This window comes from Paenibacillus pinisoli (genome assembly GCF_003605435.1).
GTDB classification, from domain to species: Bacteria; Bacillota; Bacilli; order Paenibacillales; family Paenibacillaceae; genus Pristimantibacillus; species Pristimantibacillus pinisoli.
The window spans coordinates 768,476-792,436 of the sequence record NZ_QXQB01000003.1 but is presented as its reverse complement, the minus strand read 5'-3'; the positions used below and the strand labels follow the sequence as shown (position 1 = coordinate 792,436).

The window sequence follows — 23,961 nt, the reverse complement described above, 5'->3', positions numbered from 1 at the left end:
ACAATTAATAAAATTTACTTGACTAAAGATATTTACTGCGATTCTCAAAATGGGTATAATTAGCATCGTAGGTTGTAGACTCCATATTAGGAAGGGGAATGAGTGAGGAGATGGATGAACTTCATGTAGTCATTGGTACCGGGCCTCTCGGCATGGCGGTTATGGAGGAGTTGCTGTTTCAGGGCAAAAAGGTACGCATGGTGAATCGAAGCGGACATGCCAATGTACCCAGTTCCGTACAGGTCATGAAAGGGGATGCGACGAGCTCGGTTGAATTCGCAGCGGCTTGCCGCGGGGCGTCCGTCATCTACCACTGCGCCAAAGCGCCGTATACGGCCTGGCCCGAGATGTTCCCGCCCATTATGGACGGCATTATCGAAGCGGCAGAGAACGAGAAGGCGATTGTGGTCTATGCCGACAATTTATACATGTACGGCGTTACGAGGCGCGACCTGACAGAAGATCTTCCGAACAGGGCCGACGGGCGCAAAGGCATCACAAGAGCCCAGATGGCCAACAGGCTTCTGACCGCTCATCGCAGCGGCAAGCTGCGGGCCGCGATCGGCCGCGCCCCGGATTTCTTCGGTCCGGGCGTGCTGGATTCCGCCTTGGGAGAACGTGTCTTCCGGGCAGCGCTTGAGGGCAAGCCGGCCGAGGTGCTGGGCAACATTGACGCTCCTCACACTTATATATACATCCGCGACTTTGCCAAGGGACTGGTGAAGCTGGGACAATCTCAAGCATCGCTTGGCCATATCTGGCATATCCCGGCGTCCGAGACGCTAACGACAAGGCAGATGGTCTCGATGGTTTATTCCATGGCGGGCAGGGAGCCGAGGTTCCGCGTCGCGCCGAAGGCATTCGTATCGCTGCTCTCCTTATTCAATGCGAATATGAGAGAAATCAAGGAAATGCTCTACTTGTTCGAGGAGCCGCTAGTTGTCAACACGAGCAAATATGAGAAAATGTTCGGCAAGGATACGACACCTCATGAGCAAGCCGTTGCCGAGACGATGGCCTGGTATCAGAGTCTATCGGATCAACAAAAAATTTCATAGAAAACAAGAGGTGAGGGTCGGGTGAACAGACAGGAACAAGCCATGGGCATCAACGAGTTGCAGCATGCAAAAGAACCGATTGCAATCATTGGCATGGGTTGCCGCTTCCCCGGAGGAGCGAGCAATCCCGAAGCCTTCTGGAACATCTTGCAGAGGGGCGTTGACGGCATTACAGATGTTCCTCAGGATCGTTGGAGCAAAGCGTCCTATTACGATCCGGACCGATCGAAGCCAGGCAAGACCAATACGCAGTGGGGAGGCTTTCTGGAGCAGGTCGACCGCTTTGATGCGTCCTTCTTCGGAATTTCGCCCCGCGAGGCATCGCTTATGGACCCGCAGCAGCGCCTGCTGCTGGAGGTATGCTGGGAGGCGCTGGAGAACGGGGGACAGGCGGCCGAGAGGCTGAAGGGTTCCGATACCGGCGTCTTTATGGGCGGTTTCACGCTGGACTACAAGCTTCTGCAATTTTCAGAGAGCAACCGGCATCTAGTAGATTCGCATACGGCGACCGGAGCGATGATGACGCTGCTGGCGAACCGAATCTCTTATCTCTTCGACTTCCGCGGTCCTAGCATTTCGCTGGATACGGCATGCTCCTCCTCTCTGGTAGCCGTCCATCTGGCGTGCCAGAGCTTGTGGAACGGGGAGAGCTCGATGGCGCTTGCAGGCGGGGTCAATGTCATGCTGAAGCCGGATTACTTCATTGCCGAATCAAAGGCGGGCATGCTGTCCCCGGATGGCCGATCCAAGGCGTTCGATTCGCGGGCGAATGGTTATGTACGCGGCGAGGGAGCCGGAATCATCGTATTGAAGCCGCTGTCAAAGGCGATTCAGGACGGCGATCCGATTCATGCCGTCATTAGAGGAACAGGCGTGAACCAGGACGGCCACAGCTCCGGCATTACCGTTCCGCGCGGAGAAGCCCAGCGCGCGCTTATGGAGGAAGTATACCGAAGGGCCGGCGTGCACCCGGCTGATGTACAGTATGTCGAAGCCCATGGCACCGGCACGCCGGTCGGAGACCCGATCGAGGCGAATGCGCTGGGCGCGTTCCTGTCTGAAGGAAGGGAGGACGGCAAGCCTTGCTTCATCGGCTCCGTGAAGACGAATATCGGCCACACCGAAGCGGCTGCCGGCGTAGCAGGCTTGATCAAGGCGGTCCTTTGCCTTAAGCATCGCCAGATTCCGCCGCATCTGCATCTGATTGAAGCGAACGAGAATATCCGGTTCGACGAGCTGAAGCTGCAAGTTCCGCAGCAGCTGACCGATTGGCCGGAGGCGCACGGGCCGCGACTGGCCGGCGTGAACTCATTCGGCTTCGGCGGCACGAACGCCCATGTCATTGTGCAGGAAGCGCCGAGTCTTGGCGGCATTCAGCGTCAGGGCGGAGGAGAGGAGGAGCGGGATATGCTGCTGCCTCTGTCTGCCCGAAGCGAGGAGGCGCTGCGGACCTTCGCCATGGCGATGAGTTCGAGGCTGGAGCGCGATGCGGGAGCGGCATCCCTGCAGGATACCGGCTATATGCTGGCGAGACGCCGCGACCATCATGGTGTTCGTGCTGCAGCAGTAGCGGGAACCAAGAAGGAATGGACAGAACTGCTGGAGTCCATTGCCCAGCGTGATGCCGTCTCGGAGCAGCGCGGGCTGAACCGGGATGGCACGGCTGCGGCGTTGCCGCCGCTTGCGTTCGTCTTCACCGGCATGGGCCCGCAATGGTGGGCGATGGGCCGCCAATTGCTCGGTGACGAGCCCGTCTTCCGCGCGGCAATCGAGAAGTGCGACCGGCTGTTTGCGGCGCATGCCGGGTGGTCGCTGCTGGATGCTATGACGGCGAAGGAAGCGGAGTCGCGCATGGGCGAGACCGAGGTGGCCCAGCCAGCCAACTTTGCCATACAGGTGGCGCTGGCTGAGCTGTGGCAATCTTGGGGCATTACGCCGGAAGCGATTGTCGGCCACAGCGCAGGAGAAGTAGCGGCTGCTTATATCGCAGGCGCGATGTCGCTTGAGGAGGCTGTGCGGGTCATCTATCATCGCAGCCGCTTGCAGCAGAAGACGACGGGGCAAGGCAAGATGGCCGCCGTTGGGCTTTCGCTGGAGGAAGCGGAGCGGAGGCTGGCTCGTGCCGAGGGAGAGGTATCCATCGCTGCGATTAACAGCCCTAGCGCAGTGACGCTGGTCGGAGAACCGGAGGCCCTTAAGTCGTTGACGGACAAGCTGGAGTCGGAGGGCATCTTCTGCAAGTACCTGCATGTCAGCGTTCCGTACCACAGCCATTACATGGAGCCTCTACAGGCCGAGCTGCTGGAAGTGCTTCGCGATCTGGAGCTGACGCAGACGGCTATTCCGCTCTATAGCACGGCTACAGGCCGCCGGATCGAAGGCACGGAGCTTCATGCGGACTATTGGTGGCGGAATGTGCGCGAGCCCGTCTGCTTCGCCTCAGCCGTACAGGACATGATTCGCGACGGTTACGGCGTATTCGTCGAGATCGGACCTCATCCCGTATTGTCGAGCTCGATCTCGGAATTGCTGATGAAGCTTGGCCGGACGGGCCACACCATTCCTTCTTTGAAGCGCGGCGCCTCGGAGCGGAGAACGGTGCTGGAGTCGCTCGGCCTGCTGTACGAGTTCGGCTACGAGATTAACTGGGACGCCCTGTACCCAGGCAAGAAGCCGTTTGTCCCCTACCCGTCTTATCCTTGGCAGCGCCAGCGCTATTGGCATGAATCGGCATTATCGGAGCAGGACCGGATCGGGGTGCCTTCCCATCCGCTGCTCGGACGCAGGCTGCCGTCGCCTTTCCCTACATGGGAGGTGGAGCTGGATACCCGCCGCCTTCCATTTCTGGACGACCACCGCATTCAGAATGCGGTTGTATTTCCGGGAGCGGGTTATGTCGAGATGGGGCTTGCTGCGACGAAGGAGCTGTACGGCGAGGAAGCGGGCGTCCTTCACACCGAATCAATCGCATTCAAAAAGGCTCTCTTTATCGGGGAGGGAGAGACGGTCAAGCTTCGCCTGACAGTCGATCCCGAAGCCTCCCGATTCAGCATATTCAGCAGCCGGGATGACACGGAGTGGACACTCCATGCGGAGGGCTCCGTCCGGCCTTACTATAGCGAAGAGCAGGCCGTTAGTTTGCAGTTGTTGCGGGAACGCTGCGGGAATGAAATCGCCCGCGAGGATTGTTACAGCCATTTCAAAACAATGGGACTTCAGTATGGCGTAACGTTCCAGGGGATTAGCCAATTATGGCAAGGCCGCAGCGAAGCGCTGGCTAGAGTACAAGTGCCGAACAGTCTGTCGGCGGAGCTGCCCGACTACCGGGTGCATCCCGCCGTGCTCGATGTATGCTTCCAGGTTATGGCGGCCGCGCTGCCGATTGATCCGCAAGCTTCGTCGGTATACATGCCGGTCGGAGTTGCGCGGGGCCATGTCTATCGCCGGCTCTCGGATGAGATGTGGATTCATGCCGCGATCTCGGAGCAGGATGCTTCCGGACTGCTTGGCGACATCCGGCTGATGGATGGAGAGGGCAATCTTATTCTGGATATTCAAGGCTGCCGCGCCGTCTCGCTGCGGGACGAATCGGCTGCTCTGAATAAGCCGCAAGGGCTGTACGAGCTGAACTGGGTACGTCAGGAACGGCTTCCGTCCGAGGCAATAGAAGATCAGCAATCGGGTGAACGCTGGCTGCTGTTCATGGACCGGCATGGTGCTGGAGAGAAGCTTGCCGGCGAGCTTGCCGGACGAGGCGCGGCTTGTATTCGGATATACCCGGAGGTAGAGTACCGGGCTGATGAGCCGCTTGGCCAATACGGAGTTAATCCGGCATCGCCTGACGATTTTATTCGCCTTCTGGAATCGGTATGCGCGGGCGAAGAAGCGGACATTCGCGGTGTTATCCATCTATGGAGCTTGAATGCGGACCATGGAGAAGAAGCGAATCAAGCGGAGCTGCTGGAGGCAGAGCGGCAGGGGGTCATTGCGGTCATGCATCTGGTGCAGGCCGTTGCCGCGCGCAGCTGGCGAAGGAAGCCGAAGCTGTGGCTCGTGACAAGCGACAGCCAGCCTGTTCAGCCTGGCGTCCGCGGTCTTGCGATCCATCAGTCAATGCTATGGGGGCTGGCGAGGACGCTTGGGCATCAGGAGCATCAGGATATATGGGGCGGGATTATCGATACGGAGAAGCTCTGCATGGATATGCTGGTGGAGGAAATGTTCCGCTCGGACGGCGAGGATCAAGTGGCCTTCCGGGGCGGAGAGAGATATATCGCAAGGCTCCAGGAATGCGCTCCAATGGCGAGGATTCCGGCGAAGCTGCGTCCCGACGGCAGCTACTTGATTACAGGCGGCTTCGGCGGCCTCGGCCAGCTTGTCGCGAAGTGGATGGTGGAGCGCGGGGCGCGCCGGATTATTTTGGCCGGCCGCGAGCAGCTGCCGCCGCGCGCGCAATGGAAGGCTGCGCAGCGGGATCATGCGCCAGCGGCCAAGCGCATTGCGGCGGTACGCGAGCTGGAAGCGATGGGAGCGTCGGTGCATGTAGCTGCGCTGGACGTTGCCGATGCCGGGCAGCTCGCCGAGTTCATGCAGACGTATGAGCTGGAGGGTTGGCCTGAGGTGCGCGGAATCATCCATGCAGCCGGCGTGGCGGAGCCGCAGCTGCTCGTTCAGATGACGAAAGGGCAATTCAGCGATGTGCTGCGGCCGAAGGTCGCGGGGGCGTGGAATCTGCATCGCCAGTTCGCGGACGCGCCTCTCGATTTCTTCGTCCTGTTCTCATCGCTGGCATCGGTGGTCGTATCGCCGGGGCAGGCGAACTATTCGGCGGGCAACGCCTTTCTCGACGCGCTGGCGCATCATCGGCGATCGCTTGGCTTGCCGGGGCTCAGCATCAACTGGGGGCCATGGGGCGAGATTGGCATGGCTACTCAGCTCGATCTGGTTGAGTTCTTCGGCAATCGGGGCTTTTACCCGATGAGCAATACGCAAGGCCTGGAGGCAATGGAGCATCTGCTCGGCCAGAGGCTCTCCCAGGCGACGGTGCTGGCTGCCGACTGGCCGGTTGTAGCGGAGAAGAACTTCCCGATGGGAATCGCCCCGATCATGCTGGAACGCCTGTCGGCACAGACCGGGGAGGACAGGCAAGCAGGGGGCAGGCACGATGGACAAGCCGGTATACGGAGCCGGCTCGAAGGGGCTTCCGTCGCCGATGAGCGGTACCGTTTGCTGGAGGAGTATTTGATGGAAGCGGTATCGGGCATTCTGCGAATCAACCGGTCGCAGCTGTCGCCTGAACAGCCGCTTAGCATCTGGGGTCTGGATTCGATGATGGCCATTGAGATGAAGAATCGGATTGAATCGAATTTGGGCACGAGCGTCGCCGTCGTCGAATTGCTGAAAGGCTCAAGCGTGTCGCAGCTGACAGCTATGCTCCTCTCTCAGCTGGCGGACGAAATGAAGGAGTTGGATGCAGATTTGAAGGAGCTGCTATCGGAAGCAGATTCCCTCTCATTGGAAGAGGTGGAAGCCCTGCTTCAAGAGGTTGCAGCCGGCAGGGGGCCTATGGAATGAATGAGAAGTTGACGGACAAGCTGGCAGCGTTGCCGCCCGAGAAGAGGCTTCAATTGCTGGAAGCGATTAAGAAAAAGAAAGCCGGGGAGGCAGCGGAAGCGGCAGAGCCTGCTCCGGCAAGAGCGCGGACGGGAGAAGCGATCCCGCTCTCCTTCACGCAGCAGCGCCTGTGGTTCCTGCAGGAGCTGGACCCGCACAGCCCGTTCTACAATATTCCTTCCGCCTTCCGGCTCTTCGGAGAGTGGGAGGAAGGGCTGTTGTCGGAGAGCTTAATGGAGATGACGCGCAGGCATGAAGTGCTTCGTACATCGTTCCGTCTTGGCGATGAAGGCAGACCCGTACAGATCGTAGCGCCTTCGCCTAAGGTAACGCTGCGCTCCGTCGATCTTCGGACATGGCCGGAGGAAGTGCGGCTTGCGGAGGCGGAGCGGATCGTGAGTAATGATGTGCAGCGTCCATGCGATCTTAGAATCGGACCGCTCTGGTGGGCGACGCTTATCCGGCTGGAGGACCAGGAATACCGGCTCGTGTTCACCATGCATCACATCATATTCGACGGCTGGTCGCTTGGCGTATTCATTCGGGAGCTGTCATCCATCTATGACACGCTGTTATCGGGAGGCGAACTGTCGGCGCTTCCTCAGCCGGCAACCCAATATGCGGATTATGTATATGCCCAGCGGGAGCGGGCGAGCCAGGAGCTGCAGCAGCGGCAACTTGCCTATTGGAAGGACCATCTGGCAGGCGGGCTTCCCGTTCTGGAGCTGCCGGCAGACAGGCCTAGACCACCGGTGCAGACCTTCCGCGGGTCGATGCATACGCTGGTGCTGCCGCGAGAGCTGTATGATGCGCTGAAGAGCTATAGCCGGGAGCATGAGGCTACGCTGTTCATGACCTTGCTGTCGCTGTTCAAGGTGCTGCTTTACCGCTATACGGGCGTATCCGATATTATCGTAGGGTTTCCGATCTCCGGCCGCCATCTGCCTCATACCGAGCATGCAATCGGCGTATTCGTCAATACGCTGCCGCTGCGGACGGGCATCTCCGGCGATCAGACCTTTGCCGATCTGCTCGGCGAGGTGCGCAAGACAGCATTGAGCGCTTACGAGAATCAGGACGTGCCGTTCGACCGGCTGGTCGAAGCGATAAAGCCGGATCGAAACTTGAGCCATAATCCATTGTTCCAAGTATTGTTCACCTACCAGAACGCCCTTCCGCCTATCCGGACAGGGGATCGTTCCATTACATATGAAGCTATAGACGGCGGCACATCCAAATTTGATTTATCCCTTGATATTTTCGAAGGTCCGGACGGCCCTACTTGCATATTTGAATATAATACAGACCTGTACGACCGCGACCGCATCGTCCGCATGGCGGAGCACTTCCAAGTGCTGGCGGAGGCGGTCGCGGGCGGCGAGAGCTGCCGTATCGCTGAATTGCCGCTGCTCGGGGCAGCGGAGCGGGAGCGGATGCTGACAGATTGGAATCGCACATCCAGGCCGTATGAGCGGGTTGCGGCGATCCATCATTTGTTCGAACGCCAGGCTGCAAGGCTTCCGAATGGCACAGCTGTCACGATGGAAGGCGAGTCGCTCACGTACAGGGAGTTGGACGTGCGGGCGAATGGCATTGCGCTGAAACTCCAGGAAATGGGCATCGCCCAGGGATCCCGCGTCGGCATATGCGTCGAGCGGTCTCTGGACATGATTGCAGGCGTGCTGGCGATTCTGAAGGCAGGCGGTGCCTATGTGCCCGTCGACCCCGATTATCCGGCAGAGCGAATTGCCTACATGGTGGAGGATGCCCAGCTGTCTGTTATGCTGACGCAGCAAGTTCTCGCAGACAGATTTGCTGGAGGCGGGTTAGCCCTATTCCTGCTTGATGCGGAGCAGACGGCAACACCGGGAGAGGAGACAAGACGGCTGACTCAGCCGGACACTAAGGATGAGGATTTGGCTTATCTGATCTACACGTCGGGAACGACGGGCCAGCCGAAAGGAACAATGGTAAGCCATGCAAGCCTTGTGAACGCTTATTTTGGCTGGGAAGAGGCGTACCGGCTGAAGACGGATGCGAAAGTTCACTTGCAGCTGGCAAGCTTTTCTTTTGATGTCTTCACAGGAGATTGGGTCAGGGCGTTATGCTCCGGAGCCAAGCTTGTGCTGCTCAAGAAGGATACGATGCTGGACGCTCCCCGCCTGCTTGAGCTGATGAAGAAGGAGCGGGTCGATGCCGCCGAGTTCGTGCCTGCGGTATTCCGGAATTTGATCCGTTACTTGGAGACAACGGGGCAAAAGCTGGATTTCATGCGTGTGCTGTGTATCGGCTCGGACCGGTGGTACGTACATGAGTATAAGCACTACAGACGTTTCTGCGGGCCGGATACACGCCTGATCAATTCTTACGGTCTGACGGAAGCGACCATCGACAGTACATATTTTGAAGGCGATGCTGCCTCGATGTCGCCGAATCAGCTTATCCCGATCGGAAGGCCTTTTCCGAACCAGCAGGCTTATGTGCTGGATGCGGATCAGCAGCCTGTTCCTGTCGGCGTGCCGGGTGAGCTCTATATTGGAGGACGCGGCTTGGCCCGCGGCTACTGGAACCGCCCCGCTCTGACGGCGGAACGCTTCATTCCGCATCCGATTCCCGGACATGAGGGAATGCTGGTCTATCGGACGGGGGATAGGGCGAAGTACCTCCCGGATGGGAATATCGAGCTGCTGGACCGCATGGACAATCAGGTGAAGCTGCGCGGCTACCGGATTGAGCTGGGAGAGATCGAGACGGCGCTTATCCGTGACTCATCGGTCAAGGAATGTGTCGTGCAAGTCTGGGAGAACCGGATGCTGGCGGCTTGGGTCGTTCCCGAGACGGGCATGAGCATCAATACGGACAGGCTCCGGAGCGCTGTCAAGCTAAGCTTGCCGGATTACATGGTGCCGGCTTCCTTCGTCGTCATGGAGGAGCTTCCTCTGACGGCGAACGGGAAGATCGACCGAGCCGCCTTGCCTGCTCCGACCTTGCAGTCGGAGGATGACGGCTCCTATGCGGCGCCCCGCACGCTTATTGAAGAGAAGCTGGCTTGCGTATGGGCGGAGCTGTTCCAGGTGAGACGCATGGGAATTCACTCCGATTTCTTCGTTAACGGAGGCCATTCACTCCTTGCGATTCAATTGATCGCTTCGATCCGCGAGGCGTTCCGGGTGGACTTGACGCTGCAGGTGCTGTTCCAAGCGCCAACCATTGCGGAGCTGGCTGCAGTTATCGCGGAGAAGAGCGGTCAGCAGCAATACTATCAGGAGGCGGTGCAGGCCTTGCCGGAGCTTCAGAAGGATCCCGAAGGAAGACATGATCCTTTCCCGCTGACGGAAGTGCAGCAGGCTTATTGGATCGGGCGCAATGAAGCGTTCGAGATGGGCAATGTGTCGACGCACAGCTATGACGAACTGGAGGTTGAGCACATCGATCCTGCCCGGTTCCAGCTGGCATGGAATCGGCTGGTGCAGCGCCACGATATGCTGCGCGCCATTGTGACGGAAGACGGCATGCAGCAGGTACTGGAGCAGGTGCCTGAGTATGAGATTACCGTGCTTGACTTGCGAGGCCATTCGGCAGAGTCAACGGAATCCGCGCTGGCGGCGCTGCGGGAGAGCATGTCTCATCAGATGCTGGAGACGGACCGATGGCCGGTCTTTGACCTGCGCCTCACGTTGCTTGACCATAGCAGGGCCCGCATCCATCTCAGTTCAGATGCATTAATATTCGACGCTTGGAGCTATGTCATTCTGCTGAAGGAGCTGTCTAAGCTTCATCAGAATCCGGAGGCTGAATTGCCGGAGCTGGAGCTGACATTCCGGGATTACGTGCATGCGGAGGCACGAATGAAGGAGACGGACGCTTATTTGCGCTCGCTCGCCTACTGGAAGGAACGGATTCCTTCCTTGCCGCCGGCTCCCGAGCTTCCGATGGCAAAAAGTCCGGGCTCGCTCAAGAACCCGTACTTCTCCCGCTTGCACAACCGGCTGGACCCTGATGTATGGAGCCGCTTGAAAGCCAAGGCTACCCGCATGGGTCTGACCGCTTCCGGGGTGCTGCTGTCGGCTTACGCCGAAGTGCTGGCTGCTTGGAGCAAGAACCATAGCTTCTGCTTGAACCTGACCTTCTTGAACCGGCTGCAGATTCACCCGCAGGTTCATGATATTGTGGGCGAGTTCACGTCCCTGACGCTGCTGGAGATCGATCATGCCGCCGGCATCAGCTTCGTTGACCGGGCGGGCAAGACACAGCAGAAGCTGTGGAACGATCTGGAGCATCATCATGTGAGCGGCGTTCATGTGCTGCGCGAGCTGAGCCGCGCACAGGGCGGCGTGACCCGGGCGCTCATGCCTGTTGTCTTTACAAGCGCGCTTACGCTTCCGATTCCGGACCGCGCAAGCAGCGGCTTTGATCTGAAGCCATTCTACAGTATTACCCAGACGTCTCAGGTATGGCTCGATTGCGGCGTATGGGAAGACGAGAAGGTGCTGTACTGCAACTGGGATGTCGTCCGCGAGTTATTCCCGGAGGGCATGCTGGAGGAGATGTTCGCCGCTTATTTCGGCTTGCTGCATCGGCTCGCGAACGAAGATGATGTCTGGCATGAAGGCTGGGTTATTCGCGCCGGCAGAGAGGCTGCGTCAGGCGCCAGCCAAGAGGGGCAAGCGGTTATAGCGGCAGTCTCCGATACCGCGGTGGAGTCTAGCGATTTGGCTGCTGTTTCCGATGCTATGCCAGCAGAGGAGGCTTACTCGGATAGGGCTGCCTCAAGCTGTAAGACTAACCCGTTGCTGCATGAGCTGTTCTGCGAGCAAGCTCGCCGGGATCCGAAGCAAGCGGCTATTGCGACCTCTGAGTTCGAGATAACCTATGGCGAGCTGAACCGGGTAAGCAGCAGATATGCCCGCCAGCTTCGCAAGAACGGGGCAGCCCCTAACCGGCTTGTTGCCGTGGTGATGGAGAAGGGCTGGGAGCAGGCGGCGGCTGTGCTTGCCGTGCTGAAGTCGGGAGCAGCCTACTTGCCGATTGATCCGGATACGCCGAAGGAGCGCATGCAATATCTGCTTCAGCAAGGGCAGGTTGGTATCGTGCTGACCCAGCCATGGCTGGAGGCGAAGCTCGATTGGCTCGGTGAGGATATGGTCATGGTTGCATTGGATTATGACGGGCTCGCAGGGCTGCAGGATGGTCCGCTGGAGTCGTTGCAGCGGCCGGAGGATCTGGCTTATGTCATCTACACATCCGGCTCGACCGGCAAGCCGAAAGGCGTTATGATCCACCACCTTGGCGCGGTCAATACGGTGCTGGACATGAATGAGCGATTCAGCATGTCCAGCTCCGATCGGGTACTTGCTCTGTCTGCGCTTAGCTTCGATCTCTCTGTCTATGACCTGTTCGGGACGCTCGCTGCGGGAGGCACGATCATAATTCCGGATTCGGAGCATCGCAAGGATCCTGCGCATTGGCTCTATATGATGCGCAAGGAACGGGTGACGATCTGGAACTCGGTGCCGGCTTTAATGAATATGCTGGTCGAATTCGCCTCAAGCCAGCGCGAGCGGCTTAATAAGTCGCTGCGCCTTGTACTGATGAGCGGCGATTGGATTCCGCTTGCCCTGCCGGATGCGATTCGCGCATTATGCGAGGATGTGGAGCTGATAAGCTTGGGCGGAGCGACGGAGGCTTCCATCTGGTCGATCCTATACCCGATCGGTGAGGTCGATCCAGCCTGGTCCAGCATTCCGTACGGCAAGGCGATGCGCAACCAGACCATGCATGTGCTGAATGAGGCAATGGAACCGTGCCCGACGTGGGTATCAGGTCAGCTATACATCGGAGGAACCGGCCTCGCCCAAGGCTATTACGGAGACGAGGAGAAGACTGCGGCCAGCTTCGTGGTTCATCCGCGAACCGGAGAGCGCCTCTACCGGACCGGTGATTTGGGCAGATGGCTGCCGGACGGCAATATTGAATTTATGGGTAGAGAGGACTTCCAGGTCAAAATACAGGGCTACCGTATAGAGCTCGGGGAGATTGAAGCGGCGCTTGCGCAGCATCCGCATATTCGAGAGGCAGTTGCGACAGTGGCGGGAGAGGGCAACCGGCAGAGGCTGGCAGCTTACTTGGTGCTGCATCAGGACGGGGCGATGGATCAAGAGGAGATTCGCGGCTATCTGGCGAATAAACTACCTGACTACATGATTCCGTCCTACTTTATGGTACTGGATGCGCTCCCGCTGACGGCGAACGGAAAGGTGAACCGCAAGGAGCTGCCTGTCGTGGAGCTCGCGGAGATTGCCTGCTCGGCAGAGGCCGTCCCTCCGCGAACGGAGATGGAGGAGCGGATTGCCTCGATCTGGAGGGAGCTGCTGAACCTGGAGTCGGTAAGTGTGTTCGACAACTTCTTCGAGCTTGGCGGTGACTCCTTGCTGGCGGTCAGACTGATGGTCAGGCTTCAGGCCGATACCGGCTGTCCGCAGCCGCTTCGGGTATTGTTCGAGCAGCCGACCATCGCAGGGCTTGCGGCGCGCATGAGGACTTGGGACGAACAGCCTGTCGCATCCCTTTCATGATTGGAGAGAACCGTTATGAATCCACAGAGAACCGACAGCCCTTGGCTGCATATTCCGAAGCCGAATCCGGGCGCCCGCCTGCGCCTGGTCTGCTTCCCATACGCGGGAGGGAGCGCAACGATCTACCGGGAATGGCCGGCGTCGTTATCGCCGGACATTGAGGTTGTTGCGATTCAGCTGCCGGGGCGCGGCAATCGATTTATGGATAAGCCGGTCGGCGTACTGGACGCGGTTATCGAGCCGATGCTGGCTGTTCTGATTCCTTACTTAGGCGACAAGCCATTCGTCTTATTCGGCCATAGCATGGGTGCGATGCTTGCTTATGAGTCCGCGAAGCGGCTGGAGTCCGTATTTCCGTTTCCGGGCAGCCTCAAGCATCTGTTCGTCTCTGCTTTCCGGGCTGTCCAGCTTCCGCGGACGGATCAAGGACGTTATCTGCTGTCCAATGATGAGCTGAAGGAAGAGCTCAGACGGTTGAATGGCACGCCGGAGGCGTTGCTGCAAAACGATGAGCTGATGGAGCTTTATCTGCCGACGATCCGTGCGGATATGCAGCTCTGCGATACGTATGTCTATGCGGAGAGCCCTCCGCTTCCTTGCGGCTTGACCGCGTTCGGCGGAACAGCCGATTCCGGCATTCCGCAGGACGACCTCCAGGCATGGGAGACGCAGAGCGGACAGGCATTCGAGCTTCATATGCTGGCTGGCGGACATTTCTTCATTCATAGCGAAGCCCCGCAGCTGCTTCAGCTGCTCTCAGATAGGCTGGATCGCATCCTGCATCAACATACTTCAGCCTAATAAGCGGCTCCAGGCCTTCTCTTGCAGGTGGCCGTGCTTTTTTGGAAAGCGAGAGGGCAGAAGGAGCGAATTAGCGTTGCGTGGCGGCGTTACAGGTGCTGAATGGGCGAATAGAGTGAAATAGCATTGTGTAGCGGCGTTACAGGTGCGGAATCGGCGAATAGAGCGAATTAGCGATGTGTGGCGGCGTTACAGGTGCTGAATTGGCGAATAGAGCGAATTAGCGATGTGTGGCGGCGTTACAGGTGTGAAATCGGTGAATAGAGTGAATTAGCGTTGTATGGCGGCGTTACAGGTGCGAAATCGGCGAATAGAGCGGATTAGCGATGTGTGGCGGCGTTACAGGTGCGGAATCGGCGAATAGAGCGAATTAGCGTTGCGTAGCAGCGTTACAGGTGCGGAATCGGCGAATAGAGCGAAATAGCGTTGTATGGCGGCGTTACAGGTGCTGAATTGGCGAATAGAGCGAAATAGCGATGTGAGGCGGCGTTACAGGTGCGGAGTCGGCGAATAGAGTGAATTGTCGTTGTGTCCATTATCTATTTATACTAAGGCAGCTCTAATGGGCTGCCTTTTTTCTATGGAGTGTGAAAAACAACTCCTAAAAAGGAAACCTTTTACTGATTTTGGGCGTTTAACTAGAGAGCGTATTTTTTGGCGATGGAGGAATTAAGGATGAAACAAAGCAAATGGGTACTCGCACTGATGCTGTCCGTTGCCTTAATGGCAACAGTCTGGCCTGGGGAAGCTGATGCGGCCGGAAAGCCGGTTACCGTTACTCACAATAACGGAGAGGTAGAGCTTCAGAATCCGCCTATTCTTCAGAACGGTACGACACAATTGCCGCTGAGGGAAATCGGCAACCTGCTGAACAGCAAGACGACCTGGATTCCGGAGGGCAAGCGTATCGTCATCACGAATCCGCAGGCGCGCATCGAGCTGGCGCTAGGCAGCAAGCAAGCGAAGGTTAATGGCAAAAATGTGGAACTAAGGACTGTCCCTTATAACAAAAACGGCGTTGTCTATGTGCCGGTTCGATTCATTAGCGAAGCGTTTGGAGCCCAGGTCGACTGGCATGAGAAGGAACGCCGTGTAAATATCACGATGGAAACCAAGTACATATACACAACTCAAGACGCAACCAGCTACTGGCTGGAAAAGACGAACGGCAAGCTATACAGCGCGAGCAACGCGGACTCTGCCAAGCTGATTGCGGATACAAAGGCTGAGGTGCTCGGCTCATCGGAGTTTACAGTAGAATCATTGTCGGCTAATGTTCATGTGCTGCAAGTCTACGATAGTTTTGGGGAACCCGGTTTTAATAATGTCATCTATAAATTAGTGATTGCTAATCAAAAGCTTACTCTTGAGACTAGAACCTTTTATTATTGGCATCCAAATAACAATATAGAACGATCGGCTAACAACAATGCGCTTCTAATAGACGGTGCTACGCTTTATGAAATGAATCTGGAAGGAGAACTGGTAGGCAAGCATGACCTTAAAGCTTTGACCGGCTACGAGGATAAAGACTACCAAGTTGAGTGGTTCGATGACAACTATATGGTTGTACGGCCGGAGCGTACAGGGTGGCTGACGCTTGTTGACCGGAATACCAAGGAGACGACGCTGCTCGCAGAAGCGGTATTGGATGAGGAAACCTGGGGGATTTTTCAGTCGCTTGAAAAAATAGGCTACGAGTTCAGTCGATGGGACGGTTTGAAAGTTGTTGAGATTAAAGACAACAAGCTGATTTTGGCGCATTATCTGTTCATTGATAATGTAATAACGCAATATGTTTTTGATCTGTCAAATCAATAAAGTGTGAAGCCGTCCTATTCAGGGCGGCTTCTATTCTCGCTGGGCTGCTAACTCGTTACCGTACAGTGGCAGCTGCGTAACGTATAGAGCTTCAATCGGGAGAAGGATGGAGACGGGGATGAAAAATAGAAACTACGGTTCGTATGAGGTGCCGCCTACCTTGAAGGAGCTTATTCGTCTGAAGGATGAATTAGGCGGGCAAGAGCCTTTTTACACGGGGCTGAATTTTTATTTGGAGTTAGGCGCGATGCGATATTTCAATACGCCTTGCGATGTTGTGGTATTTGGCACAACTGGAGGGGACGGCATTCATTACGGCTTTCTGACGGATTTTGGGATGGCGGAGGATTTGGAGCATGCGACCGTTGTATGCGTCAGTCCGATGGATTTTGACGGTCCTACCAAAATCATAGCTAACGACATTAAGGAGTTTCTGAGCATAGTGCTGACAGACGAGGAGCTGTTCTACAATACTTTCGCAACGGAGGAGGACTATCGTGCAGCGAAGCAACGTTGGAGGGAGGAAGAGGAAGCGTCGCCTTACCGGCCATCGGAGGAAAAGGTGCAGCAGAAAAATGATATTATCCGGTTGGTAAAGGAGCGTATTTCGCTGCCTTATATCGAGAACCCATACCAGCATTTGGAGGACTTAGCCCAGCAGCGCCAAGAAAGAGTTGCCGCTAAGACGCAGGACTTGCTTGGCGTGATCGGCAACTTTGGGGAAGGTGAGATCCATGTTCCGTATTACGTACATAAAGATGAAAGTCTGGATATCGAAGAGCTGAGGCGGTATATGAGTACGGCCCCCGCAGTTTCCAAGTTGGCTATGGTTCGTGATCTTCAGCAAAACTTCGTTTTATGGCATGATGGGCAGATTCGAGATATTGTAGTGGACGCCTTGAATTCCTTGAATTTGAAGAATGAAGAGAAGAGAATCTATGAGCATGATCTTTAGATGATATTGGGATATAAGCCCAGAAAAAGCGACAGGCAGCGAAAACTTTCGTTGCCTGCATACGCTAGTTCCAGTTGTATACGCTAGCTCCAGTGGGCCGGCCGCGTCAGCGTTGGCGGAATACGGGTTGCTGCATCGCCCCTTGCCGAGTTCATCTGGGCTTGCGAGAGATAGAGGCTTCCTGATAGATCGGCGCCGCGCAGATCGGCATCTCGGAAGTCTACGCCAATGAGGTCGGCCGACCGCAAGTCGGCATCTCTCAGATTGGCGGCGATCAGATAAGCGCCGCGCAGATTGGCCGCGCGCAGATCGGCGCCCTTCAGGTTGGCGCCAATAAGGTCGGCCCCTCGTCCGTATGTCTTTCTGCGTCCGCCCTTCGGGTTCTTGATTCGGCGGAGCTCATTCTGACGGACAAGCTCGCTGGCGCGGAGCAGCAACTGGTTCACCTCTGCCCGCCAGCCGGGTACGTCTACCTTCAGCAGGGAGTCCGCGTCGAGCGACACAAGCCGTTCCGTCTCGGCAATCGCTCTTTGCAGCTCGTTATGAATCTCGGCTGCTTCCGGACGGGTTAGCGCCTCGTTCATGTACCAGAGCAGCTCATGCAGCTGCCACATGGCGGGGAACACCTCGAACATCAGTTGTGCATGGTCTGGATGGCTGCGCCAATCGCGCCCCTCGAAGGTAACCTGCGATACATGCTGGCCCGCGCCGAAGCAGTCGTATACGGTACAACCCTTGAAGCCCAGCTTGCGCAGGTCACGGTGAACACCGCAGCGGTAGTCCGCTTGCAGATTGGTGCAGGGCTGCCCTGCTGCCTTGTCGATGGCGAAGTCTGCCGATGCGGAGAACGGCAGCGCTGTGCAGCATAAGCCGAAGCAGCGCTCGCAGTCTGCTTGCAGCTGGGCGGAGTAACTGCTCGCAGAGCTTGTATAGGGATGAGACATCTTGCGCCTCCTTCATGGACTAGTATTTATTTATGGTAGCACAGAAGTAGAGTTCATTGGGAGGCGAATTGTGGAAGGAGAAGGAGAACAATGAGAAGCGAACAGGAAATGATGAATCTGGTGCTGGGCATGGCCGAGGGGGATGAGCGGGTAAGGGCCGTCACGTTGGAGGGCTCCAGGACAAATCCTAATGTGCCCAAGGACTTATTCCGGGATTATGACATCAGCTTTCATGTGACGGATATGCAGTCGTACATCGACCAGCCGGACTGGATTGATGCTTTCGGCGAGAGATTGATTATGCAGATGCCTGAGGCAATGGCGATGTTCCCGCCGGATCTGGGCAACCGCTTCTCTTATCTGATGTTGTTCAAGGACGGCAACCGCATTGATATGACGCTTATTCCGATCGAGGAGAAGGACGATTATGTGAAGGAAGACAAGCTGATGCAGGTTCTGCTTGATAAGGATGGACTCTTCCCTAATGTGCCGCCGTCGACGGACATCGATTATTGGGTGAAGCGGCCGTCGGCGGCGTTTTATGCGGACTGCTGCAACGAGTTCTGGTGGGTGTCGACGTATGTGGCCAAAGGGCTATGGAGGCAGGAAATCCTGTACGCCCAAGACCATCTGAACAATCTGATGCGGCCGATGCTGGTGAAGATGCTGGAGTGGGAAGCGGGGGTTCGGACCGATTTCACGCTAAGTGTGGGCAAGAACGGCAAGTTCCTGGACCGCTATATCCCGGAGGAGAGGTGGCAGAAGCTGATGGCGACGTATCCGGCAGGCAGCTACGATAGTGTCTGGGAAGCGCTGTTCTTAATGGGAGAGTTGTTCCGGGAGACTGCCGAATATGTGGCCGGCGAGCTTGATTTTCTCTATCCCTTGGAGGAGGATGTGGCGGTCACCGCCTACTGGCAAAGGGTTAGAGAGCTGAGTCCTGATGCCAAGAGCATGTAGCGTATACGGAAGAGGGCCGCACTGCGGCTCTTTTTTGTTAGCTGAACGAATTTGAAGGGCTGGGATCGATTTTTTGCTATTGAAATAACGTGAAAGCCCAAAAGTTAATGCTATAAAGGAAGATGCTTTGCGTCGCGAAAAGGTGTAATTTCCATGAAACGGGACAAGCAAGCGGCTAATTTTTCGCAATTTGGACGTAAAAATGGCCAATTCTGTGAAAACGTTAATCCTGTAAGCGCTTAGAGCTGTGATATAATCTGCGAAGAGCATGGATAACAGGTTCCGCACGGTTCCAATTGAAACGGGAGGTTACTATGATCAGAAGAAGCATGCCGATGGGCAGGCGCACGCTTATGGTATTCATTGCGATGCTGCTGCTTTGCGTCGGACCGCTTTCGGTCGCGGCAGCGGATATACCGCCGGTCGCGAAGGGCATTACAATCAAGCTGGATGACGAAACAGTGGATATAATAGAAGCGGTACGGAAGCAGGACGGACGAATTTATATGCCCGTTGCGCGAGTGGCAGAGATGTTCGGCGCGAAAGTGAAATGGGATAAGAAGAACGAAGAAGCGACCATACATACCTTATTGGGCGATACGATCGTATTAGGCAATGAAGTGCCTACGGTGTACTTTAATGAAGGACGCTACAAGCTGGAGGAAACACCGTTCCTGGCTGATGGCAAAATGTACATTCCGCTGCGTTATGTAGCAGAGCTGCTTCACGCCAATGTGAAGTGGGATGCGGAGACGGACACGGCAGAGCTGACAACAGTAGAGCCTGCAATCGTCACAGAGGAATACGGGCTAGCCGAGATTGCAAAGGAAACCGGGCTTGGCAAGGCAAAGCTGCTGGAGCGCAATGGCCTTGATGCGAAGGATGAGATTAAGTCTGGCGCGAAATTGCGTGTCGTTATGCCCTCTATATTGAAGAACAAAGCAAAGGCGTTCACAGAAGAGGATATGACGCTGCTGGCCAAGATTACGCAGGTTGAGGCAGGCTATGAGTCGTATGAAGGACAGCTGGCTGTCGCCAATGTCATTCTGAACCGGGTGAAGGACTCACGCTTCCCGAATACGGTTAAGGGCGTTATCTACTCCGGCAAGCAATTCCCGCCGGCGCATAACGGGCTGCTCGACAAGAGCAAGCCGAATGCAAGCGTGCTTCGCGCAGCCAAGGATGCCTTGAACGGCAAGAACAACGTGGAGGATGCCGTCTACTTCTTCAATCCGAAGGTGTCCAAAGGCGAGTTCTGGTCGAGTCTGGATGTCATTGTGACTATTGGGCATCATAGCTTTGCAAAATAAGTAATTTCTCTAAAAGTTCACAACTAATAAACAACAAGTAGCTTAAAAAACATCAGTAAATATGTCGTTTTATGGAAAAGTGACTTTAGTATCTGTTTTTTCTGCCGAATGACGGAGTGGAAATGAGAATGGCAGAATGTTTATGAAAAACAAGATAGTTTGTTGTAAGAAAGCGTATTATCATTACTTTTTTTAAATTATATGGTTTAGCTATAAAGATTAACGCGAAGTCGCGTTATATGAATGAAGAGAAGGCTGTTCTCTCATCATATAACGCGACTTTTTTATATGGTAAGCCGTATCAACAAAATATCAACAAAATGCTATGAAGTGTTGAAAATAGTGACTAAAGTCCTTGTTACTTAAAATGGAAAAATATTATGTAAATGTATTAAGTGGAGAGGATCTTTTGTATTTAGGTCTCTTAAACTAGGCAAAATTAGCTGAGAGAATACATGAAAATAATCGAATAGTCCCGATTAATGTCAAAAAAACGTTTGAAACAATAGGTTGAATATGCTAATCTCTACCTAGGTATTATTATACAATATTTCTTCATAAAAGAACTTCGAGAATACCTTTCCTAGGATAGAAATTAGATGAACTTTGGATGGAAGTGGTGGTTATTGTGGGTATTTTGTCCTGCTATATGCTATCTGTTCAGGTGGTTGCATGACTAAGGGTATACGATATTGGCTTGGGATCCCAGTTTTGATAGGGATTATGGCACTGTCTATATGGATTCTGAAAGATTATTGGGGTGACAGAAATGCGGAAAGCGAGGGGATACTCCATGCGACGAATCAAAATCAACAGACTGATATTGGTTTAATCAAGGAACAGGTTATGGAAAGAATAATAAATACAATATCTAATGGTGTATTTAACAATAATATGGATTTATATGTTAATCAAAACGAGATGATGGGGAAATGGGTTGAAGATTTTCTCGAAAATGAATCGAAGGATTATGATTCTTCTCTAGCAAACAAGATTAGTATCTATTTGCTCTATGGAAATCCGGAAGATATTCAGAAGAAGGTCCGCTCTGGCGGTTCTCAAGTTCCTATTCAACAATTCGGTATAGAAACGGATGGAAACTGGTGGATTAGAGCCGAAGTAGACGAATCAGCTTATTCCTCACTTGAAGGCCTATCATGGGCCGCTTACAACAAGAAATTCAATGAAAAATTACTGGATGCGCCTCGTTATGCTGTGCTTGATTTCTCACACATCGAAGATACGACACTTATAAACCCGACAAGTCTTAACCTCGGAATTGAAAAATCAATTCCCTTTACATACAACGCGACTATTGAACAAGGCGCTGTTTATGTGGAATCCTTACGTTTTGATGGCTGGAATATCGTTACGGTTGATCATGGCGATTATTATGTGGACTACGTTTTGGAGAAAAATGGGGCCCAATCAAGAGTAATTATGCTGGATGGCAGTTTAAAGGTCTTTTATTGGGGGACGCAGGAATGAGAATTGAGTGGAATCTGAAAACCATTTTAATATGGGCTGGAGTCGCAGTTCTGTTTATAGGAACGAATATCGGCCAGTACTATATGATTTGGAAGCCAAAGATGGAAGAAATGAAGCTGACCTATGAGACGAGAATTTCCGTTTTGGAAGCGGAGCTTGATCGGATCGGCCCGCTGGTCAATATATGGACAGTCGGGGATGGCGTAACCGATCTGTATGCAGGCAGAGAAATTCAGATGCAGGATTTGGTGCAGCGCGAATTGCCGGAATCCTTTGTTACTCAGAGTTTGGTTCTTAATCCAGAGACTATCATCGGAAAGTACTATCGGATTGGCCTGCTTCCAGGCACGCCGCTGTCCATGGATTTAGTGATGGAGGATCCCGTCGATGATACGGTCCGGGAATTTGACGTTGTGGCAAGCGTGATGCCGATTGGCCTTAAAGTCGGAGATTATATTGATTTCAGGCTGATCTACCCAAGAGGGGAAGACTACATTGTGCTTCCGCATAAGCGGGTTGAGGCGATTAATGACAATACCATTAAGCTGAAGCTGAATGAAACGGAGATTCACTATTATCAAGCTGCGTTAATCGACTATTTCCTACAGTCCAAGATGGGGGCATCGATCTATTTGTCCAAGTATCTGGAGCCGGGAATGCAGCAGCCGGCGGAAGCGTACTACGCGGTACCGGAAAATATACTGGCTATTATGGCAGCAGATCCAAATCTAATGCCGAAGGTGAACGCCGCAATCAACAATACGGCGAGAGATCTGATCGACGCAGGCCGATTCGACATCGATGTTCTCGAAGCTTCTTTAATAGCTGCTGGGCGAAGCGAAGTTACAGGAAAAATAGATACAGGCAAAACCAAATATGAAAATGCCGAGAAAGAACGCCAGGAGATGATTGATAGACTGGGCGAAGTGCAGGCTCAAGAGCCTTCGGCAACTGATGGTACGAGCAGCGCAAACAATTCAAGCGGTACGAGCAGTTCAAGCAGTTCATCCGGCACGGGAACCAGTACTCCTTCGGGCAACCCATTGCTGGAAATTGAGAAAGGTGTAGTGGAGTAATGCAGATTGGAGTATACGGCTATACGGATAAGCGTCCTGTCATTTATGCCTTGCTGAAGCTGCTGCAAGCTACAGGCGATGTAGCGTTAATAAGCAATAACAGACATTACAAGCGTCTGCTGGAGCATGGCGAATCCCAAGGCCATATGGCCAATATCATGATTGCGATATCGGATGCAACGCCGGATGAAATATTCGGGGAAATCGGCCATTCCCCGGATGACTTCGAGCATATTGTGTTCGATATCCAAGATACGATTCCGGATGATTTGACGCATATCATTTATGTCAAAAGCTACAAGCCAGATGAAGAAGAGGAGGCTTTCCTCGATTTATTGGGCGATTACCAAGTGTTCAAGATAACGTACGACGGCAAGCCGGAGCGAGGCGCTGTCAATATTCAGCCTACTCCGTTGTTATGGAAGACGGTAGAGAACATTGAGTTTTACAAAGTGCTGTATGCTCTACCTTCCAAAGAATTGAACATGGGAGTTGCGAGCTTGCTGACACCTTCTCTGAATATGCCGCCCAAGTCCTCTCTAACATTGCTTAACAGGAAGTGGTTACGATGAGAGTTTCGGTTATATCGCCCGATCGGAGACAAGGCGGGACGACGGTCAGCGTGCTGCTGGCGCTTGCTTTGGCACAGACGCAAAACTATACGACATGCCTTACCTATACAGGCAGCAAGAATTCGATTAACGGAATGCTAGGCTTAAAGCCCTTAGAAGATAAGACAAGAAGCCTAACGCAAGTCATTAAGCTTCTGGAATCGAATGCCATTTCCAATGAGGAGATTCTTGATTATTGCATTCAGGTTCCCGGCGTTCCGAATTTGCAGCTTGTGGATACATCCTCTGACTCAATTACGGATGAAGAGACGGCAAAGCTGTTGAAGTTTTTTATCAACCGGCTGAGCCATCAGATCGTGATTACAGATGTATCCACCGAAATCTATGAAGAGATTACAGCGTCTATCATCGATGAATCGGATCTTATTGTGATGGTCGTCACCCAATCGCGCGAGATTAAAGAGAAGCTGCGGCAATGGGAACAAGCTCAAATTATGGGCAGGCTGAATGCCAAAGGCTTGGTATTTATCGTCAATCAGTATGATCCGTATGTCGAGGCGTTCCGAATGACGAGCAAGAGCATGAAGATCAAGCATACTCGATGCGCGAAGCTGTCCTATAATCCGTTTATTAAAAAAACAAGCAATATCGGCAAGCTGCAGACCATACTCCCTTATATATTGGATAAGGATCCGCGAGTGATTGAACTGAACAATGATTTGAAGGAATGCTTGGCCATCGTAACAGCCAATTTGGGAAGAAAAATGGTGTGGCTGCAATAATGGAAG

Annotated in this window: 13 protein-coding genes; 12 read left to right on the top strand and 1 reads right to left on the bottom strand. The window is 54.2% G+C overall.

Annotated elements, in window-relative coordinates; genetic code table 11:
- Positions 1–110 precede the first annotated feature (110 nt).
- The 6 genes from D3P09_RS16870 (at position 111) to D3P09_RS16845 (ending at position 16,823) form a co-directional block, all read left to right on the top strand.
- Positions 111–1,058, top strand: a complete 948-nt coding sequence (locus D3P09_RS16870) for an NAD-dependent epimerase/dehydratase family protein (RefSeq protein WP_165867475.1) — start codon at positions 111–113, stop codon at positions 1,056–1,058.
- A gap of 21 nt (positions 1,059–1,079) precedes the next feature.
- Positions 1,080–6,632: a type I polyketide synthase gene (locus D3P09_RS16865; protein WP_243644247.1), complete on the top strand. Its 5,553-nt coding sequence runs from the start codon at positions 1,080–1,082 to the stop codon at positions 6,630–6,632.
- Positions 6,629–13,246 (top strand): non-ribosomal peptide synthetase, encoded by a 6,618-nt coding sequence (locus tag D3P09_RS16860; RefSeq protein ID WP_120112324.1) that lies wholly within the window; start codon positions 6,629–6,631, stop codon positions 13,244–13,246. The genes D3P09_RS16865 and D3P09_RS16860 overlap by 4 nt, the downstream gene beginning before the upstream one ends.
- Before the next feature lie 15 nt (positions 13,247–13,261).
- Positions 13,262–14,047 carry a thioesterase II family protein gene (locus D3P09_RS16855; RefSeq protein ID WP_120112322.1) on the top strand — a complete coding sequence of 262 codons (786 nt, stop codon included), beginning with the start codon at positions 13,262–13,264 and terminating at the stop codon, positions 14,045–14,047.
- Between the two features lie 675 nt (positions 14,048–14,722).
- On the top strand, positions 14,723–15,868 hold the full coding sequence (locus D3P09_RS16850) for a copper amine oxidase N-terminal domain-containing protein (RefSeq protein WP_165867474.1): 1,146 nt from the start codon (positions 14,723–14,725) through the stop codon (positions 15,866–15,868).
- Between the two features lie 118 nt (positions 15,869–15,986).
- On the top strand, positions 15,987–16,823 hold the full coding sequence (locus D3P09_RS16845; RefSeq protein ID WP_120112316.1) for a hypothetical protein: 837 nt from the start codon (positions 15,987–15,989) through the stop codon (positions 16,821–16,823).
- Positions 16,824–16,906: 83 nt separating this feature from the next.
- On the opposite strand, the gene D3P09_RS16840 is transcribed toward D3P09_RS16845, so the two are convergent.
- Positions 16,907–17,767: a pentapeptide repeat-containing protein gene (locus D3P09_RS16840; RefSeq protein ID WP_120112313.1), complete on the bottom strand. Its 861-nt coding sequence runs from the start codon at positions 17,765–17,767 to the stop codon at positions 16,907–16,909.
- 90 nt (positions 17,768–17,857) lie between these two features.
- On the opposite strand from D3P09_RS16840, the gene D3P09_RS16835 reads away from it, so the two are divergent.
- From D3P09_RS16835 to D3P09_RS16810, 6 genes are all read left to right on the top strand, one after another.
- On the top strand, positions 17,858–18,727 hold the full coding sequence (locus tag D3P09_RS16835; protein WP_120112310.1) for an aminoglycoside 6-adenylyltransferase: 870 nt from the start codon (positions 17,858–17,860) through the stop codon (positions 18,725–18,727).
- A gap of 314 nt (positions 18,728–19,041) precedes the next feature.
- Entirely contained in the window at positions 19,042–20,037 is a 996-nt protein-coding gene (locus D3P09_RS16830) for a cell wall hydrolase (RefSeq protein ID WP_120112308.1), read from the top strand.
- 672 nt (positions 20,038–20,709) lie between these two features.
- Complete coding sequence (locus D3P09_RS16825) at positions 20,710–21,525, top strand: hypothetical protein (RefSeq protein WP_120112306.1); 816 nt, start codon at positions 20,710–20,712, stop codon at positions 21,523–21,525.
- Complete coding sequence (locus D3P09_RS16820; protein WP_120112303.1) at positions 21,522–22,601, top strand: SAF domain-containing protein; 1,080 nt, start codon at positions 21,522–21,524, stop codon at positions 22,599–22,601. The genes D3P09_RS16825 and D3P09_RS16820 overlap by 4 nt, the downstream gene beginning before the upstream one ends.
- The gene (locus D3P09_RS16815) at positions 22,601–23,173 is read left to right on the top strand and encodes a hypothetical protein (RefSeq protein WP_120112301.1); all 573 of its coding nucleotides are present in this window, start codon (positions 22,601–22,603) and stop codon (positions 23,171–23,173) included. The genes D3P09_RS16820 and D3P09_RS16815 overlap by 1 nt, the downstream gene beginning before the upstream one ends.
- Positions 23,170–23,955: a CpaE/TadZ family protein gene (locus D3P09_RS16810; RefSeq protein WP_120112299.1), complete on the top strand. Its 786-nt coding sequence runs from the start codon at positions 23,170–23,172 to the stop codon at positions 23,953–23,955. The genes D3P09_RS16815 and D3P09_RS16810 overlap by 4 nt, the downstream gene beginning before the upstream one ends.
- Positions 23,956–23,961 lie beyond the last annotated feature (6 nt).